Source organism: Vreelandella sp. DA03-1M, from assembly GCF_055725665.1.
This window is the reverse complement of the sequence record NZ_JBTHGQ010000002.1, coordinates 137,605-154,824: the sequence shown is the minus strand read 5'-3', so window position 1 is coordinate 154,824 and position 17,220 is coordinate 137,605. Positions and strand designations below refer to the sequence as shown.

17 protein-coding genes are annotated in these 17,220 nt (G+C 56.2%); 6 read left to right on the top strand and 11 right to left on the bottom strand.

Features of this window, described 5'->3' with window-relative positions; genetic code table 11:
• Nucleotides 1–54 precede the first annotated feature (54 nt).
• Nucleotides 55–462, top strand: coding sequence for a Cd(II)/Pb(II)-responsive transcriptional regulator (gene cadR / locus ACXUPB_RS22805; protein WP_004364961.1), 408 nt, complete (start codon nucleotides 55–57; stop codon nucleotides 460–462).
• A 298-nt stretch (nucleotides 463–760) separates the two neighbouring features.
• Entirely contained in the window at nucleotides 761–1,846 is a 1,086-nt protein-coding gene (locus ACXUPB_RS22800; RefSeq protein ID WP_054641840.1) for an OprO/OprP family phosphate-selective porin, read from the top strand.
• Nucleotides 1,847–2,140: 294 nt separating this feature from the next.
• Here ACXUPB_RS22800 and ACXUPB_RS22795 read toward each other — a convergent pair whose 3' ends face one another.
• A complete protein-coding gene (locus ACXUPB_RS22795) occupies nucleotides 2,141–3,334 on the bottom strand; it encodes a transposase (RefSeq protein WP_172422032.1) in 1,194 nt (397 codons plus the stop codon).
• Nucleotides 3,335–3,473: 139 nt separating this feature from the next.
• Between ACXUPB_RS22795 and cadR (ACXUPB_RS22790) the strand changes: the two genes are divergently transcribed.
• Nucleotides 3,474–3,881: a Cd(II)/Pb(II)-responsive transcriptional regulator gene (cadR, locus tag ACXUPB_RS22790; RefSeq protein WP_083024399.1), complete on the top strand. Its 408-nt coding sequence runs from the start codon at nucleotides 3,474–3,476 to the stop codon at nucleotides 3,879–3,881.
• Nucleotides 3,882–4,159: 278 nt separating this feature from the next.
• On the opposite strand, the gene ACXUPB_RS22785 is transcribed toward cadR (ACXUPB_RS22790), so the two are convergent.
• The 9 genes from ACXUPB_RS22785 to recD2 form a co-directional block, all read right to left on the bottom strand.
• The gene (locus tag ACXUPB_RS22785) at nucleotides 4,160–5,530 is read right to left on the bottom strand and encodes an MFS transporter (RefSeq protein ID WP_008957441.1); all 1,371 of its coding nucleotides are present in this window, start codon (nucleotides 5,528–5,530) and stop codon (nucleotides 4,160–4,162) included.
• A 34-nt stretch (nucleotides 5,531–5,564) separates the two neighbouring features.
• On the bottom strand, nucleotides 5,565–5,840 hold the full coding sequence (locus ACXUPB_RS22780) for a metal-sensing transcriptional repressor (protein ID WP_008957440.1): 276 nt from the start codon (nucleotides 5,838–5,840) through the stop codon (nucleotides 5,565–5,567).
• A gap of 59 nt (nucleotides 5,841–5,899) precedes the next feature.
• Entirely contained in the window at nucleotides 5,900–6,421 is a 522-nt protein-coding gene (locus ACXUPB_RS22775; protein WP_008957439.1) for a hypothetical protein, read from the bottom strand.
• 29 nt (nucleotides 6,422–6,450) lie between these two features.
• Nucleotides 6,451–6,942 (bottom strand): hypothetical protein, encoded by a 492-nt coding sequence (locus tag ACXUPB_RS22770; protein WP_008957438.1) that lies wholly within the window; start codon nucleotides 6,940–6,942, stop codon nucleotides 6,451–6,453.
• The gene (locus ACXUPB_RS22765; RefSeq protein WP_008957437.1) at nucleotides 6,939–7,343 is read right to left on the bottom strand and encodes a hypothetical protein; all 405 of its coding nucleotides are present in this window, start codon (nucleotides 7,341–7,343) and stop codon (nucleotides 6,939–6,941) included. Before ACXUPB_RS22765 ends, ACXUPB_RS22770 begins: the two co-directional genes overlap by 4 nt.
• Nucleotides 7,330–7,611: a hypothetical protein gene (locus ACXUPB_RS22760; RefSeq protein WP_008957436.1), complete on the bottom strand. Its 282-nt coding sequence runs from the start codon at nucleotides 7,609–7,611 to the stop codon at nucleotides 7,330–7,332. Before ACXUPB_RS22760 ends, ACXUPB_RS22765 begins: the two co-directional genes overlap by 14 nt.
• Before the next feature lie 14 nt (nucleotides 7,612–7,625).
• Entirely contained in the window at nucleotides 7,626–8,645 is a 1,020-nt protein-coding gene (locus tag ACXUPB_RS22755) for a helix-turn-helix domain-containing protein (RefSeq protein WP_035586634.1), read from the bottom strand.
• An 80-nt stretch (nucleotides 8,646–8,725) separates the two neighbouring features.
• A complete protein-coding gene (locus ACXUPB_RS22750) occupies nucleotides 8,726–8,998 on the bottom strand; it encodes a hypothetical protein (RefSeq protein ID WP_008957434.1) in 273 nt (90 codons plus the stop codon).
• A 144-nt stretch (nucleotides 8,999–9,142) separates the two neighbouring features.
• Nucleotides 9,143–11,257 carry an SF1B family DNA helicase RecD2 gene (recD2, locus tag ACXUPB_RS22745; protein WP_008957432.1) on the bottom strand — a complete coding sequence of 705 codons (2,115 nt, stop codon included), beginning with the start codon at nucleotides 11,255–11,257 and terminating at the stop codon, nucleotides 9,143–9,145.
• A 459-nt stretch (nucleotides 11,258–11,716) separates the two neighbouring features.
• On the opposite strand from recD2, the gene ACXUPB_RS22740 reads away from it, so the two are divergent.
• Together ACXUPB_RS22740 and ACXUPB_RS22735 are read left to right on the top strand one after the other, a co-directional pair.
• On the top strand, nucleotides 11,717–14,071 hold the full coding sequence (locus ACXUPB_RS22740; RefSeq protein WP_008957431.1) for a DNA topoisomerase: 2,355 nt from the start codon (nucleotides 11,717–11,719) through the stop codon (nucleotides 14,069–14,071).
• Between the two features lie 197 nt (nucleotides 14,072–14,268).
• On the top strand, nucleotides 14,269–14,793 hold the full coding sequence (locus ACXUPB_RS22735; RefSeq protein WP_083025292.1) for a hypothetical protein: 525 nt from the start codon (nucleotides 14,269–14,271) through the stop codon (nucleotides 14,791–14,793).
• A gap of 1,331 nt (nucleotides 14,794–16,124) precedes the next feature.
• Here the strand turns inward: ACXUPB_RS22735 and ACXUPB_RS22730 are convergent.
• Entirely contained in the window at nucleotides 16,125–16,742 is a 618-nt protein-coding gene (locus tag ACXUPB_RS22730) for a helix-turn-helix domain-containing protein (RefSeq protein WP_139041534.1), read from the bottom strand.
• A 140-nt stretch (nucleotides 16,743–16,882) separates the two neighbouring features.
• Between ACXUPB_RS22730 and ACXUPB_RS22725 the strand changes: the two genes are divergently transcribed.
• Nucleotides 16,883–17,218 (top strand): DUF2274 domain-containing protein, encoded by a 336-nt coding sequence (locus ACXUPB_RS22725; RefSeq protein WP_008957428.1) that lies wholly within the window; start codon nucleotides 16,883–16,885, stop codon nucleotides 17,216–17,218.
• Nucleotides 17,219–17,220 lie beyond the last annotated feature (2 nt).

Here is a 17,220-nt window from a genome sequence, read left to right as displayed (position 1 = left end):
CTATAAAGCTACTATAAGGTCAATAGAGTAAAGAATCCGTTGGGGAGGAGGCTGATGCGCATTGGTCAGTTGGCGCAGTTGGTAGGGGTCGAAACACAGACGATCCGCTTCTATGAACAGCAGGGCTTGTTGCCGCCGCCTGATCGGCAGGACAACGGTTACCGTGTCTATACCGAGAAGCATGGTGAGGGGCTGGCCTTCATCCGTCGCTGCAGAATCCTGGGCCTGTCACTGGCTGAGATTCACGAACTACAGAGCTATCAGGACGACCCTCATCAGCCTTGTACCGCCGTCAACGCCTTGCTCGATGATCACATCTCTCATGTGCGGTCGCAGATAACCGCTCTGCAAGCGCTTGAGAAACAACTCGTTTCACTGAGAGCGAGTTGCAACGATGACCGGGAAGTTGAGGCGTGTGGGGTTCTTGCTGGAATTAGCGAAGGAAACATGCACCAGCAGTAGGTGAAGCATCAACCAGATAATCCGATGAGATGCCGGTCTGTCTCACTCTCATGCAAAGGTAAGATCAACCATTTAATCCGCTTACCCATTGTTATTTGTCAGAGTCCTGGGACTTAAGCGGCGAACTCTTAGCTTGACCAAGAATAGGGCCGCAACACGCAGCGCGCCAAAACCTGTCACAGGCCCGAACCGATGCCCTGTTTCGATGCATCATTTGTAAACAAACTGCAATCTTTACCAAATAGACTTTCCATTGATTCTTCAATACCCACAAGCAAACTGAAAGGAAAAAACCACTATGAGCAAGAAATATTTGGGCTTGGCTTTGGCGATTTCTGCAGCTTCCGCCGCACAGGCCGGAACTGTTACGACCAGCGGCAAAGACCTTGTGATCGATACCGACAGCGGTATCAAAGTGAAAGTGTCGGATAACTCTGCGTCTTTTCAGCTCGGCGGGCGCCTTCAATGGGATTACGACGCCACGCAGTCTGACGCCAACGGTGTTGACACTACCGATTTCGACGTGCGCCGGGCACGCCTCTACGCCAAGGGCCACTTTGGCGACTGGGCGTACAAAGCCCAGTTCAACGTGGCTGAGAGTGATGGCGCCAAAGGCGGGAACGCTGAGGACCTGTACATTCGCTACCTGGGATTTGGCTCAGCTGCAACCGTGACTATTGGTAAGCAGAAAGAGCCATTCGGCCTGGAACAATTAACGAGTTCAAAAGACATCTCGGCCCTTGAGCGATCCGCCATGACCGAGCGTTATACCCCCGGTCGCAGCGGCGGCATCCAGCTCAGTGGCAAAGGCAGCAACTGGACCTACGGTATCGGCTATTTCGAGGCAGACGGCGATGGCAGCGACGACTTCAATAACACGGCAGTAACCGCACGGGGCACGGTTGCACCCGTTCAAACGAATAATGCTGTTGTTCATCTTGGTGCGGGTTATACCACGCGTGATGCCGACACTCAGGCCAATGAGGTCGATACGTTTAATCTGGAATTGGCCGGCGCTTCCGGGCCCTTCCATGCCCAGGCCGAATATTTCGATTCCGAGGAAGGTCAGGTGGATGTTGATGGTTATTACGTACAGCTTGGTTGGGTTGTCACCGGCGAAAGCCGTCCTTACAAGGCTGGGGCGTTCAAGCGAGTGGAACCGTCATCGCCCAAAGGAGCCTGGGAAGTTATTGCCCGTTTTGAAGATGGCGACGGAAAATACAGTGATGTGGGGCTGGCCACAACTGACGGTAAGCAAACAACACTGGGCGTTAACTATTACGCCAACAAGAATGTTCGACTTGGAATGAGCTACATGGATGGCGAAGAAGCCAATGGCGCTAGCGGAGATGAAGTGCGTGCGAGGTTGCAATATGCATTTTGAACGCATGGGAGAGTGCTTGGTTGAGCTCACCACTTGATAGGGCACTGGTACGGGAAGCATTGTCCTGAATCCGTGAAGCCGGCGCCGACACTTTCCCTATCACCGCCAGCGAGCACTTTTTGATCATTCGCCCCGTGCAAGCTGGCTTTCGCAAGCCCGTTATTGCCAAAACCCACCGTGCTGATCGGTGCTGACGGCCCGTTTTGTCATGCCTTTCCACCCGCCAGGCACGACATATCTGGCGATCGCGTGTCGCTTGGAACTGCTTGTGGATAGAGTGTCGCCGATTGACGGTCAGCATGGCGTTCCTCGTGGATAACGCAGTCGGCTCCGCAGCGTCTTGAGCACCGTCATGCGCCCGATATCCTGCCCGAAGTCGAGGATGATCTGCCGTGCCTTGTGAATCACGAGAGCCGCACGGTGCACCAACTCTTGTAGCACGGTGCGCAGCCGGCGCCGCTTGGCCGGGTGGCGAACCGGGCTCAGCTCGCCGGTCATGCCCAGCTGTCCCATCAGGCGCAGGATGTTGTAGGCCAACTGGGCGAGATGCAGGATCAGATCGTTGGTGGCGAACTTGCCGGACGGCAAGCGCTCCAGGTCGAGATCGGTCTTGATCTCGCTGTGAAACTGCTCATGGGTGGCATGCGCCTGGTAGCGTTTGATCACCGCCTCCGGCGCCTCGTCCAGGCTGGTCCACCAGCCTTCCAACTCATAGTCCGGTTCGAGCAGCAACTGGCCATCGCGATCGGCGGTGCGCTCTACCAGGCGCATCACGCGTTGGACGACGTATTCGGTCTTGTTGTCGTCGTGGATCGAGACGGTCTGCGGCCACAGCGCCTGGCTGTCGAAGCCGCTGTCCTCGCGTAACAGGATCGGTTGCTTGGTCAGGCATTGGGCGCGAGGCAGTACCCGCTCCAGGAAGGCGTTGCTCTCCTTCATGGTGTGCTGCTTGCCAGGCCGCAGTTCCAGACCCAGGCACCACCCTTCGTTGCCCAGATAGGCGGCGATCGGGGTGTAGCCATCGACCTTCTGGTAGGTCCGCGAGACGCCTTCCTTCTTCGAGTTGCTGTTGTCCATGACGAAGGTGTCGATGTCCAGGCAGACGTGCGTCGTCTCGGCGGTGATCGGTGCTTCGATCAGTGACAGCAGGGTCGTGGACCAGGTGGCGGTGCGCGCCTGCAGGTCGTTGGCGGCAAGTTTCTCCAGCCGCTGTCGCAGCGTCGCCGCGCTCGGCACCTTCTGCAGGGTCAGCAGTTGTTGGAAGGGCTTGTCGCGGCGGAAGTTCTCGACAGCGTCATAGTCGCTCATGCCCAGACACAGCAGGCCCAGGTAGCTCTTGATCACGTCACTGGTGCGCATGCCCAGCGTGGTGGGGAAGCGGCTGTCGATGCTGTCGACGCCAGCGATCTCGAAGCATTGCCCGATGATGGACAGCCCGGCGTGGCTGGTGAGGGTGCGGCGACTGGCGCGGAACTTTATGTTGGGCATGGCACTGTCTGGGTGAATGGCGATAATGGCTATATTGCCATGCAGGTCAGTGGGTTAGAAGTGCTTCCGGGGGCCGGTCTCACGGATTCAGGGCTACTATAAGGTCAATAGAGTAAAGAATCCGTTGGGGAGGAGGCTGATGCGCATTGGTCAGTTGGCGCAGTTGGTAGGGGTCGAAACACAGACGATCCGCTTCTATGAACAGCAGGGCTTGTTGCCGCCGCCTGATCGGCAGGACAACGGTTACCGTGTCTATACCGAGAAGCATGGTGAGGGGCTGGCCTTCATCCGTCGCTGCAGAATCCTGGGCCTGTCACTGGCTGAGATTCACGAACTACAGAGCTATCAGGACGACCCTCATCAGTCCTGTACCGCTGTCAACGCCTTGCTCGATGATCACATCTCTCATGTGCGGTCGCAGATAACCGCTCTGCAAGCGCTTGAGAAACAACTCGTTTCACTGAGAGCGAGTTGCAACGATGACCGGGAGGTTGAGGCGTGTGGGATTCTTGCTGGAATTAGCGAAGGAAACATGCACCAGCAGTAGGTGAAGCATCAACCAGATAATCCGATGAGATGCCGGTCTGTCTCACTCTCATGCAAAGGTAAGATCAACCATTTAATCCGCTTACCCAAAATAAGATTGCGTCGTTTTCTTTACACCTACACATTGCCACACTAGCAAGCCTGTTAAAGCTTACTTTGCGCAAAAACCTCCTATTAATATTACGCCTTAATAAAAGGTGAGCATGTTGTATACCCGCGTTAGTAAGATTGGCAGTTCGCATCCCACGTTTATTTCCCAAGCCCGCGTCCTTACTCGTTTTACGATGGCCAATGGGAATGGTGGTCATCGATAACAAAGACGTGCCCATGTGAGCCTGGGGAATGATGGTGGGAATGGCGATGAGGTTCCGGCCCCTCCCATCCCTCATGTTCGTGCTGATGATGTTCATCGTGGTAGTGCAGGTGGGTGTGACTTTGGGCAGCGTGCTCGTGCTCAAGAGCCATCGGGTCATGTGCGTGCCAGATAAGGGCCGCGAGCCCCGTTGCCGCCAGGGCCACCGTTCCCAGCAAAGCGAACGTACCCGTCAGTCCCAGGTTCACTCCCAGCCAGCCTGCCAACGGATAGGTGACTAGCCAACAGCTGTGTGACAACGAGAACTGGGCAGCAAACAGCGCTGGACGCTCCTCCGGCTGGCATGAACGTTTGAGCAGGCGCCCGGTGGGGGTCATGACCAACGAGGCCCCAGCGCCCAGCAGTAACCATAGCCCGACAAGCCCCGCAAACGATGGGCCCAGCCAGCCCAGGTAGAGGCTGAGTGCCATCATAACGCCACCCAGCAGCATGACTGGCCGCTCGGACACCCGTTCCAGCACCTTGGGCAGCAGTAAGGCTATTAGCATGGAGCCCCCGCCTGCGGCGGCAAAGGCCAGTGCGACTTCTTTCTCGCCCAAATTCAACACCGAGCGTACGAGTACCACCGTGTTGACGATCTGCATGGCCCCGGCGGCTGAAACAGCCAGGTTCAACGCCAGTAGCCCGCGCAACCGGGGCGTCTTCAGGTAAATCCGCATACCATGAGTAACGCGACGCCAGACGCCGGGGGCTTCCTCTAGGGGGTGAGACGCAGGCAGGATCACCGATATAACCAGGGCGGCAGAGATAACGAAGGCCAGAGCATTGATTACAAACAGGACATCAAAACCCATCACCATCAGCAATGCCGCCGCCGCCATCGGGCTAAGAAGGTTCTCTAAATCATAGGCGAGACGCGACAGGGACAATGCTCGTGTGTACTGCTCTTCGTCTTCGAGAATGTCAGGGATCATCGCCTGGAAAACGGGCGTAAAGCCAGCTGAACAAGCATTGAGCAGAAAGATCAGCACATAGATCTGCCACACTTCGGTAACAAAAGGCAGTGCGCAAACCACGGCTGCACGCAGCAAGTCCAGGCTAACCAATAAGGTGCGCCGAGGCAGGCGTGATGCATAAGCGCCGACCAAAGGGGCAATGCCCACGTAAGCGACCATCTTGATCGCCAGCGCCGTGCCTAGCACGACGCCCGCCTGACCTTCGGCAAGATCGTGAGCCAGCAACGCCAGAGCAACCGTGGTCAGGCCAGTGCCGATCAGTGCAATGACCTGCGCTAGAAAGAGATGGCGGTAGACGCGGTGGGCGAGTACATCGAGCATAGAACTTCCTCAAATGAGGGGTGCCTAAAAGCGCTTACAGGTAGCGTGCAATCGTCTTGAACTCTTCAGCCCGTGCCCGTTGCGTTTGATTCTGAGTACCCAGGGCTTCGTCTAGGCAGTGGTCGATGTGATCCAGCACTAAGGTGCGTTTAGCTTGCTGAATGGCTTTTTCTACCGCATGGAGTTGTTGAGCGATGTCCAGACAGTGGCGTCCATCCTCTACCATCTGGGTCACACTCGAAAGGTGCCCCCGAGCGCGGTTCAGGCGCTTGACGATATCGGGATGTGACTGGTGAGTATGCATTGTCATGCTGGGTTCCTCTGTAGTTAATGGGTGCGAGATAGAGCACCTTCCGCCATGGTGAAGCGCTAACGAGCCGGGATGGTATGTTTCAAATGAGCGGGAAGGCTCTCCCTTGGAGTTGCGGCTTCATTGGGGAAGGCTTCGAGCACGTATTGCCCCATGAATCGACGCCTAACGCCAAAATACGGGGTGGCCTGACACATCTTCAGCCACTCTGACTGACTCACCACCGGCTGTAGGGCGTGTCGAGTGGCTTCATCCGCTTGGTCCATGGTGACAGGCACTGGTTTGCCGGCCTCCATGGCAATTGCATCCACTAGTCGATCCCAAAGCGCTCGAATCACGCCATCCCCGATCGCGACAAACGCAACGGGGAAACTCAGTCTCGGCAGCTCAGCGTAAGTATCGTTAATCGATTGCCAATCATCGACCGCGAGACTAAGTAGCCACTCATTGGCATTCGTCAGCAGCTCCAATATCGAGTAGTGGGTATAGAGACGGTTCAGCCCCCTGACTCGACATATCTGCAGGCTTACATGCCTCGCGAGGCAGGTGGCTTCTTTACGAACCCGCAAATATTTATGCATTGATCATTCTCCGCAACAGCGCAATGCTTTCAGTCCTCGTCACACTGAGCCTGAAGTAGGTCAGCAATTTCCTGCTCGACAGACGCCACCGCTGGTTGCAGCGTTTCGTCTACTTCGTCCCGACCAAGGCGGGCGATCTCTTTCCAGCGCACCAGTGAGTCACGGGAGACAAGATAGGTACGCGCACAATCACCCTCAGAGGCTTCCTTCTGAAGGGACTCCAACAGCTCCAGGTCACGCATCGAAAATACCTGAATGGCCGGCACAAGCAGTCCAGCCTCTTCTGCTTGTCGGCCTAGTGATGCCATGTCCCAGTCACGTTCAGCCGCTTCGTAGGAGGAATGTGTGGTGGTCTGGTAACCGCACCGCTGACACACCAACCAGTGGGCATGAAACCAGTCGGTGATTCTTTTTAGGTAGTCTGGACTGTCCTGACAGGCACAGACTGGGCATGAGGCTCGCTCGGTCATGGTGCTATCTGGCATATCATGGTGAATGGGGTGTGGGGCAATGGCGTTCATACATGCCCACCTGAAAGCTGGCTCAGGGTCTGTGCCCGAGCATTGGCTGACTCCCTCACGATGTCGGGGGAGAACCCTGCACCACAGTGAACCTCGTTGATCATCACGAGCTGAAGATAGCCGCGATGAATCAGGTATTGGCCAAAGCCTAGATCCGAGATGTCCCGATGCGCATAGGCACCGGAAGCCTCCATCGCGTTAATATCGTCGATGGTTAGGGTGCCCATGTTGAGACTATCCAGTGTCGCTTGGCGATAAGGGGCTTGTAGGCAATATTGCTCAGCCAGCTCACCCAGGTTGAGATCAACCAGGGCACGATATAGCCCGCTGCACTGGTAATGGGTTGCCCCACCGCTAGAGAGTGCCACCAGCTCGCCCTTGCAATGACTAGGTTTCGCCATCGCTTTGCCTCCTGTGATTGTGTTCTCTCCCCTTGGCGATACCTGCATGGGTCAGCTTGTGGGCGCTGAGCATACAGGCATAGGCTGAGTGCATCGCATCGGCAATGATGCGATCGGCCAACTCAAGAGGGGTGGTATCAGTGATGCCAACACGCCGCAGATCTTGCTCAATAACGGCACGATGACGTAGGTACTCATGAAGTTCATTTGCTAGTGCGTCGTCTGCTAGCAAATCCGGCTTGTTCGTTGCATTGAGTGCAGAGCACATGTCTACCCCCTACGTTACTCAGCACAGCTGGTCGGATGATGCCGAAGAATCTCGGCTAGCCGATCCAGGGCTGTTATGGAGATTGTCCGCTCTCCCGCTGCACAACGCGCCTCGTGTCGGCGCAGTAGCGAAAGATCCCTAGGCGAGAAATCGTGATCACGGCAGAATGCTGCCTGCGTCATTTCTCGGTCCTCGAGCAACTGCTCCAGGGCGTCACGAAGCACGACAATATCGGCATACGCGAACCCTCCCTTTCCCAGCTCACTGTCATTATTCGCTTCACCCATACTGGGCAAACCCAGCTCCGGTTCGAGGTTGCATGTAGCGGACTCGGTGTTTAGCGCACCTGCTACAACCAAGTTCTGCCCAATTCCGGGCGTTTCCTCGCGCAACCTGTCGCAAGAGGAGGTAGGGCGCGGGGTGACACCCTTGGCGAATGCTTGCTGGCGCAGTTTGGATAGAGAGGTGATAGCGAGCACCGCGGCCAGCTGGAAGATCAGCAGCGCCACCGCCTGCATGCCGATCAAAGCCTGCTGGCGCCAGGTCCAGGCCTCGGCCGGGGGCGCCGCCACGAGAGTCGCCAACTGGCTGTCAACCTCAGCGAGACGAGCCTGTGCGACTTGTATCGGTTCGAGCCAGCCAGCCCGGGCCTCACTATTTGCCCGGAAAGTCTCGATACTCTCTTCAAGGCGCGAGGCCTCCAGAGCCAGCCGCTCAATGCGCAGCTCCCGGCTGGCGTCGACGTGAGACGCTGACAGCCACTCATCCACCAGAGGCTCGCAAACCATATAGATAGGTCCGGTAAGCGTAAGCACGCTGGCGACCATGGCCAGCATTCGCCGAGCCAGCTGGCGCTGATACCAGAGCCACAATGCAACGACTTCTAGGAGAACAGCCCAGGCCCAACCCATCGGCCCAACAAACTCAGTCCAAAACTGAATCGCATGCACCTGCAACAGCGCGATCGCGCCAGCAAGTACCAGCAAAGGCGGCACCATCTCGATGAACCGTGTTGTCGGTGACTGATTGCCCATTACGTTGACTCTCCACAAAGCTCACACACATTGCCGTACCCACTAATCCCCTTTCCAAGAAGGCGGGGTGATCAGCTTTTCTAGTCCGCATCCGGTTCAGTTTCGTCACCTGCCGAGGTGGCCACAGCCATCGGCGTTCCCAGCAGCGGCGCGGGGGGAGGCGGTGGCTGTTCAGGCTCAGACGCAGCCATTCGTATCCCGATCGTCAGCGCCAGCAGCGCCGACCAGGCGACCATCCAGCGGATTAAAAAGCGGCGATCCTTGAGATTACCCCAGCCGAAAATGAGCATCACAGCCAGGAAGACGGCATACGCGAGAGCGCCGACCCAGAGAATGGCGATGAAGCCGGTCATGCCACACCTCCGGTCACAAGCGCCTCAACGTGTCCCAGCTGGGAAAGGCAGGCTGTAGGTGGCTCGCCGGGGTCCCGGGCGACTTCAAGCCTTCTCTTGGCCATGGATCTCTCCTTTATAGGTTGGTGATACTGGTGAGGCAGGCTAGCGCAACCAAAGCGGTAATGAGGTAAGTCGACGCTGCCCGGTGACATGATGGACGGCTCGCTTAATCGCAGAAGGGTGACCAACGAGTACGACGCGGCGTTTGCCCCGAGTGAGGCTGGTGTAGAGCCATTGTCGCTCTAGCATGTGCCAATGCGATCTCACCAGAGGAATGACCACGGCAGGGAATTCGGACCCCTGCGCTTTGTGTCCGGTCATGGCATAGGCCAGCTGCAGCTTGCCGAGGGTGTCGCTGGTGAATAGCACTTCACGATCCTCAAACCGCGCCAGCACGGTTTTCTCCTCAGCGTCTGCCGTCACCACATAGCCGAGATCACCATTAAAGACATCACGGTTATAGTCATTCTCGGTCTGCACGATCTTGTCCCCTGGCGCCCATTGGCGACCATGGATTGTCACAGAGCCCCGATCGCCCGGGACGTGATAGCTTCGTAACGCTTCATTGAGAGCACGGGTTCCGACCGGACCACCGTGCATGGGTGTCAACACCTGCACTTCATAAAGAGGATCGAAGCCACGCGCCAGCATGTCTTCAGTGGCCACCCGCAATGCCACACGACACACCAGCTCGGGGTCACCGCCTTCCGGCACTTCGACAATCTCAAAGTCGCTATCTGGTACCGATTGAGGACTATTGCCCTGGTTGACGGCGTGCGCCTGGACAGTAATTTGCGAGCCAGGCCCCTGTCGCCGGATCTGTTGAAGACGTGCCACTGGGATAGCACCCGAACCGATCACATCGCGAAGAATGTTTCCCGGCCCAACCGAGGCCAATTGATCCTGATCACCGATGATGAACAGTCGGCAGTGGTCAGGCAGCGCCACCACCAGAGCCAGAAACAACGGCACATCGACCATCGATGCTTCATCAATGATCACTACATCCGCTTCGATCGGGTTGCTAGCATTAAACTCAAAGCCGCTGGCGCCAGCGCCCAGGAGACGATGAATAGTAGACGCCGGCCTCCCGGTTGCCTCCGACATTCGCCGAGAGGCACGGCCAGTTGGCGCACACAGCGCCAGCTCAAGGCCAGCATCATCCAGTGTCTGCGCCAGCACCTCAGTCACCGTGGTTTTCCCCACCCCCGGCCCACCCGTAAGCACAGCCACCCCATACGCAAGGCAGGTCTCCAATGCTTGGCGCTGCTCATCACTGAGCACCCGGCCATCCGACAGCTCGCCATCAACACGCACTTGGTTGCAGCCATTCCAATGCACCGCACGCGCTAGCAACGCGGTGGCGATGGTTCTCTCGGCTTCCACCAGCGAAGGCAGGCCAACTAGCCCGCCCTCAACACTTATAAGTTTTTCATGCGCCAGCAGCAGTTCAACAACCGAGGCCATGCGTGCCACGTCGACCCCGAGGAGCTGCGCGCCTTCCGAGGCCAATTCATCCGAGGTTGCCAGGGTATGCCCCGAGGCTGATCGTGCATCAACGACATGGCGAAGCCCCGCAATGAGTCGATCGCGGTGGGTCAACTCGAAGCCAAGAGATTGAGCCATAGCATCGGCTATACGAAACCCTATACCTCGAGTCTTCAATAAGGTGCGGTAGGGGTTGGCGGATACTTTCGCAATGGTCTCCTGGCCCAACTGGCGAAAGACCGACATTGCACGTGAAGCGCCCAGACCATGCCCCTGCAGGAAGATCAATGCATCACGCGCTTCTTGGTACTCATTCCAGCTCGCCGCTATCCCCACTGCTTTCTTCTTACCGATGCCTGACACAGCCCGTAAGGCCTTTTCGTCACCGAGTACGTCGCGCAGCCCATCACCGAAATGGGCGACCAACCGCGCAGCGAACTTGGGGCCAATGCCGGCCACCTTGCCACTCGCAAGGTATGCACCCAGCGCTTTGGACTCCTGAGGTATTTGCGTGATGAGCCGATCGGCTTTGAACTGCTTGCCGAACTTAGGATGCGTGCCCCAAGTGCCGCGGGCCTGTACAGACTCCCCCTCGTTGAGCGGCTGACATACAGCCACCAGCGTTACCTCCTGTTCCTGAGCATCGCGCACAGTCAGGATCTGAAATCCCTCTTCACCTACGAAACGAACGGCACTGATCACGCCGCTCAATTCCTCAAGGTTGTCCATGGATCGCCCTCGCAAATAAAAAAAAACCGGCTGGGGAGGCCGGGTGAGGTACAGGGAAACAGGCTCTTACTGGGGAGCGTGGATTGTCAGCACGCCCGGGCCGCGCCCGACTTCAAACTCTGGATCTGCTACTGGGGAGCCCTCTGAGTTGAGAGTGAGAGAGAAGCCGGATCAGGGCTAACTCAGAGGGCTCTCCGGTAGCCCCGTTACCGAGACGACCAGACGGCTAATGCGCATCCCCGAAGCCGTGTCAGGGGAGAGAGGAGATAGCGGGCGCAATCCGCTTAATTCGTTCGGCAGAGGGTTGTTAAGCTTTTTCCGCTGCCTATGTGTTGCTATACTAGACGACACTTTTTAAGTATGCAATACACTTTAGAGATGAAAGACATCGTATTGTCGGTTTGCTTCTGAGCGGTGCTTATTCCGCTTACTTTCCTCTACCGAAGGACGACCTTCAGGATGACATCACGAGCACTCATTCTGTGTGAGAAACACTCCGACCAGGCCGACAAAATAGCCCCTGCTTTAGGTCTTACGCGCAGCGGCAACGCCTACACCGGCACCTGGAATGGCATAACACTTACCTTAGTTTGGGCCGCTGGGCATTTGCTGGCGCCTGTTGAGCCTTCCGAGGTGAGCCCAGAGGCCAATTGGCGCGATCCCCGCAGTCTTCTGCCCCTACCTACCGCCTTTCCTCAGACGCCTACCGACCGCGGTAAGAAATACCTGGGAAACCTTAAAAAAGAACTCTCTCAAGCAACAGAAGTATGGTTGGCCACCGATCCAGACCGCGAAGGCGAGGCCATCGGGTACGAGATCCTGCAGTACGCAAAGTACCGCGGTTCGGTGAAGCGGATGTGGCTGACCGGCTCTATGGAAGCGGCCGATGTTCAGGCCGCGGCCAAGCGCCTCAGGAACGCCGGAGAAACCATTTCTTTCTGGCGGGCTCAGCAGGCCCGAGCCAACGCGGATGGCTTCTGGCAGTACCTTGTCCGTGCATACACGGCAACCGCTCGCTTAGGCCTTATGGGTAGCGATTTAGCCAAAGGTAAGGGCAAGGCTGGGCTCGTGTCGGCCGGCCGCGTACAGTCCGCCACCCTTGGGCTAGTTGTTACCCGCGATCGCGCAATTGAAGCCTTCATTCCAGTCGATCACTACCAGGCGAAGATCACCCTGGGCGGGGGCGAGCTGACCTATTCACCGGCCACCCCAATAGCTGGCGCCAGCAGCATCCAGCTGCAGGATGACGGCAAGCCGATGTTCCTGGACAGGGCTGCCATGTTGGCCTTTACCAAGCGCCTAGAGACCGTCGATAACGCCGCCATTCTGGAGGCCGAGACAAAGCAAACAGCCAAGCATCCACCGCTGCCATACAGCCTCACAGCGCTTCAGCGAGACATGTCAAAACAGTACGGCCTCACGGCCACACAGACGCTGAAAGCGGCCGATTCAATGCGAAGCGATGGTTACCTGACCTACCCACGAACAGAGCATGGAGAACTGCCCGCCAGTCTGTATAACCGGAACGATTTATTGGCCATTCTGGGTGGCGCAGCAAAGGCTGATGACGCGCTTATGGCGCCAGCCCGCCAAGCTGGTCGCCGGCATTGCATGGAGAGTGCGGAGGTGCCACGGCCACGTTGCTTTACCGACAAGCCGATGAACCACCACGGGATCATTCCAACGCGCAAAACTCCGAACCTCGCAGATCGTACCGAGGCCGAACAAAAGGTCTACCTGGCCTGTGCAAAACAATTCATCCAGGCCCTCCTGCCAGCCGCTACCGTCGAGTCCTTGAGTGTCAGCGCCAGCATCGATGTCGAGGACGTGATAGAGCGGCAGCCAGCGCTGTTTTCCGGCACCTTCAAGCGCGTCATTGACCACGGCTGGATGTCCGCTTTCGAGGCTCACAAAGAACAGAAAGACCTGCCACCACTGGTAGCCGGCGCCAGCATTCCCATCGAGGCTGTAAGGCTTCATGAGGCACGCACCGAGCCGCCCAAACACTACACGCTGCACGACCTGCTAAGCGCAATGCTCAATGCAGGCCGACACGTCGAAGGGGAAGATGCAGCAGCACTCCGAAAGGCTGAAGGGATCGGCACCCCAGCCACTCGGGATACGGTTATCCAGACGTTGTTTGATCGCGAATACGTAGCCACCAAGCGCAAGGGGAAACAGCAGCTAATTGTCTCCACACCACGAGGCCGCGCATTCATCGATAACACCCCCACCGAACTCTCCGATGTGCGCGTGACAGCCGCTTGGGAGCGCCAGCTCGATGCAATCCAGAACGCCCCCAACGACACAGCGGCTAAGCACGCCCGCGACACGTTTATAACTGCTCAACGCGACTTCATTACTACCCGCATCAAAGAGGCAATCGACATCATGGACAATGCACCTGAGGCAGTTTTAGAAGCAGCCAATGGCCCCACAGAGAACATGGTTTCCGCAGCACGCAAGCTAGCCGCTGCACGCAGTCTTACGCTACCAGAGGGCATCGAAAAGAGCTTCGAGATATGTCGCTCATTCCTGGACGAGGTAATGCAGCAGACACCGCCGCCGACCGACAAGATGAAGGCCTTGGCTATGCGCCTAGCTGGCGAAAATGGTGTGACGCTGAATGGAGAACTGACCTCATTCAGGGAGTGCAAAACCTTCATCGATAAGTATATGCAGATCCAAGCTCCGACCGCGAAAATGATAGCCGCTGCTGAGTCCGCCGCGAAGCGCTACCAAGTAAAACTTCCCGAGGCTGCCCGCACCTCAATACAGGAGTGTCGCGTGTTCCTAAACGAGCATCCACGCTAGCCCCGCCGAGAGGCATCCCGGGCACCCCTTGGATGGGGCTAGGACACTTGGCCGATCGCATAAAAAGCAAACCGAAAAGGACTCCCCTCGCCAAGGAAGGCGCTCAATTTTACACCCGCCAGACGTACCCACTTAGCCCCTTTAAAGCCACTCAGAACAACACGCCTGATGAGTGATAGAAGACGATAGGAACCGCAATGCACGAAGTACATCACGACGATGAATCACAGGCCGAGAACACTCATCAACGTCAATCACGCCGTACTGTTGATAGGGAGGTGCTAGCACACGAGGCCGAGCTAATGGTGGGCGCACTGACAGCCGATATAGATGCAATTATGGGCGAGTACACACGGCAGCTACTGGACATTGTTGAGCGCATCAGGCAGGCCCAACCACGTACCCATGGCGCGGTACTTTTAGATGTTAGTCGGTGTGGCTATGGATGCCTCGGGTGCCCTCACCCGGTATGGCGTAAATGGGTCAACCGACAACAGCATAGCCGGCACGCACCCTCAACGTGGCATGCCGTTAGAATACAGCGACCAGGGGTAGCAGCAAGGGCGAAAACCGTGCCTCAAGAGGCGCGAGAGCTGATCGCTGAAGCCCTCGTGTTGATCGAACGAAGAGCACGCTTTATCGACCATTTGAAACGTATTAACAAGGCCATTGGTACTGCTCGCCACTACCGACCAGAGCTAGGCCAACAAGGAAACAATTAGGACGGCATGACAATCTTTTAATAGCGCATTATTCGATTTCTCTATGGCTTGTAGTGTCACTCTACAAGCCTTTTTTATGCGTATCTGAGCAGGCCTAGCGTGGGGTTAGATATAAACCGCAATGGGCGTGTACATTGAAGCATCGCATCATTAATACGGGTGCTAGCTATACGCTTACCCCATTCAAGAGAGCGCTATTCCCAGTGATTGGAACATCACTCTATGGGTATCCATGTGCCGGGGAGAGGGCTGTTACCAAACGGCAGTAGCTAGAGGTATAGAAGGGTGGGGAAGGGTTGATCCCTCATGCATGAAATAGCTGCCATGAAAGCAACAAAAATTACGACAAGCATTTAATGATCTAGGGGTATCCCAAGCACGCCATTGTTGGCAAAGCGAGTGTCTTCGGCGCGTGTACATCCACGGTGGTTGTGTTCCTGTCGGGGTATGGGGAGACCTTGCCACCGCACTCAATGCTGGCGCTTTCGATGCGTGAGCAGCAACGGAGATAATAGCCTTGTCGGGGTATGGGGAGACCTTGCCACCGCACTCAATGCTGGCGCTTTCGATGCGTGAGCAGCAACGGAGATAATGGGCTTGTCGGGGTATGGGGAGGCCATGCCACCGCGCCCAATGCTGGCGCTTTCGATGCGTGAGCAGCAACGGAGATAATAACAAGGTAGAACGAAGTTGAAACGGGGCGGCTTAGGGATTCAGCAATCGAAAATACTAGGCCTTTCGAGGCTTGCCTCGTGATCGGCCGCGAAGCGGCCCATGTGCTTTTCGTAGAGTGCTAGACCGACCGCTCCACAAGGTCATTTTACCCCTATCAGCTAGCTATCTAGTCCCAGTACAACGAAGTGACTTGGGGCGGTTTTCCGCCTACTGCTATATCAAATTTAGGCGTATCGAGGCCTGCCTCGTATTCAGCCGCGAAGCGGCTCATGTGATCTCGTTGACTTTATGAACAACTGCAACGGTGAACACAGCAACAAAGCCCACCAGCATGCACATTTTTCCATTCAGATAGTGAAATATTTACGCACAAAACAAGATACGCGAGCGTCTATAATATTGCCCATTATTAGGTGCTTATAAGTAATTCCTGCGAGTATTTGGAATCATCATTTCTTGGGATAGGCGAATAGAGCGGGAGAGACCGTGACGGATAACTCGAACGGTTCACGGCCTTATAATCAAATCAGGGTAGTTAGGGGGATGTTCCCTTTCCTTGACCTAAGACTGCCTTGCCACAGCGATCTCAAACCTACACCCCGGCCTAAGCACCCTCAACATCGACAACTGCAACACAATCCTGGCCAGGGAAGGTCTTATTTCTGACTGGGATATTCACCCCTGAATTCATCCATGCTTTTGAGGAGGTCCAGGTAATCGATCCCGCCCGGAATCAGGCGAGTCTTTGTGGCGCGTTCATACATCCATACGCTCCATAATTTCATGTGTGTTGAAGCGCCTTCAATATCCTTGGGCATCATCCCGCCCCATTCGGGATCATCAGCCATAAACTGGAGCGCCCGATCGATGGCACGATCCAGGTCATTTCTGGGCGAGTAGAAGTCCTCCAAACGCACTTGCTCGGCCAGAATCAAAACGGCAAGCACTGGATAGTTCAGCCATTCTGCAAACTTTTCGATCACATCTCGCCCCAGGCTACTTGCTAGCCTTCGCCCAGTTTTCAGGTGGCTCAACGTGCTCGGCGCAATACCAAGGTGCTCGGCCAGGTCAGTGGAAGCCAGTCCTTCGCTAACAGCTCGCTCAAAGATTACCTGAATGAGTTTGTAGCCAGGTGTTTCCGGCTCTATTTGCAGGTAGTCGGATCTTGGCCCTTTGGGTTTTCCCTTCTGGCCATCTTTGGGGCCTGATCCACTTTTCCGTATCCCTGCCTCGATAACCTTACGTAAGCCTTTATCGTCATTCCCCTGATCCAAGTTTTCTCCCCACATGCTTTCAGCATGTTTCTAGTTAAATAGAACTATACCAGATAGCAAATTCTAATACTTATTGCCTATCCAGCGCCGCTCGGACAGCGGCAAGATTGCATCGCTACATCATAACCCAGGAGTAAGCAATGCTCATCGGACGCATAGAGCACGACCCCAAAAAACAATTCCCGTTGCAGCTACCAGAGTCAACCCTCGGTCGGCTTGAGCTGTACAAGGAGCTGTACCAGCAGACATTCGGCGAGAAAGTGGCCAATAACGATCTGGTCGACCTGATGCTCACGAATGTCATGGACAGAGACCGTGAATTCAAGCGGTTTGTGAGGGAGGAGGAACGAAAGAAAAAACAGGAGGCGAAACAGCAGGAACTAGGCGCTGGAACTAACTCCTTAGCTGGAGAAGCTGAGGCCGAACCTCACGCTGAGGCTTTAAGCCATCAGCGTGAGCAACAACATCAAGCATAAGG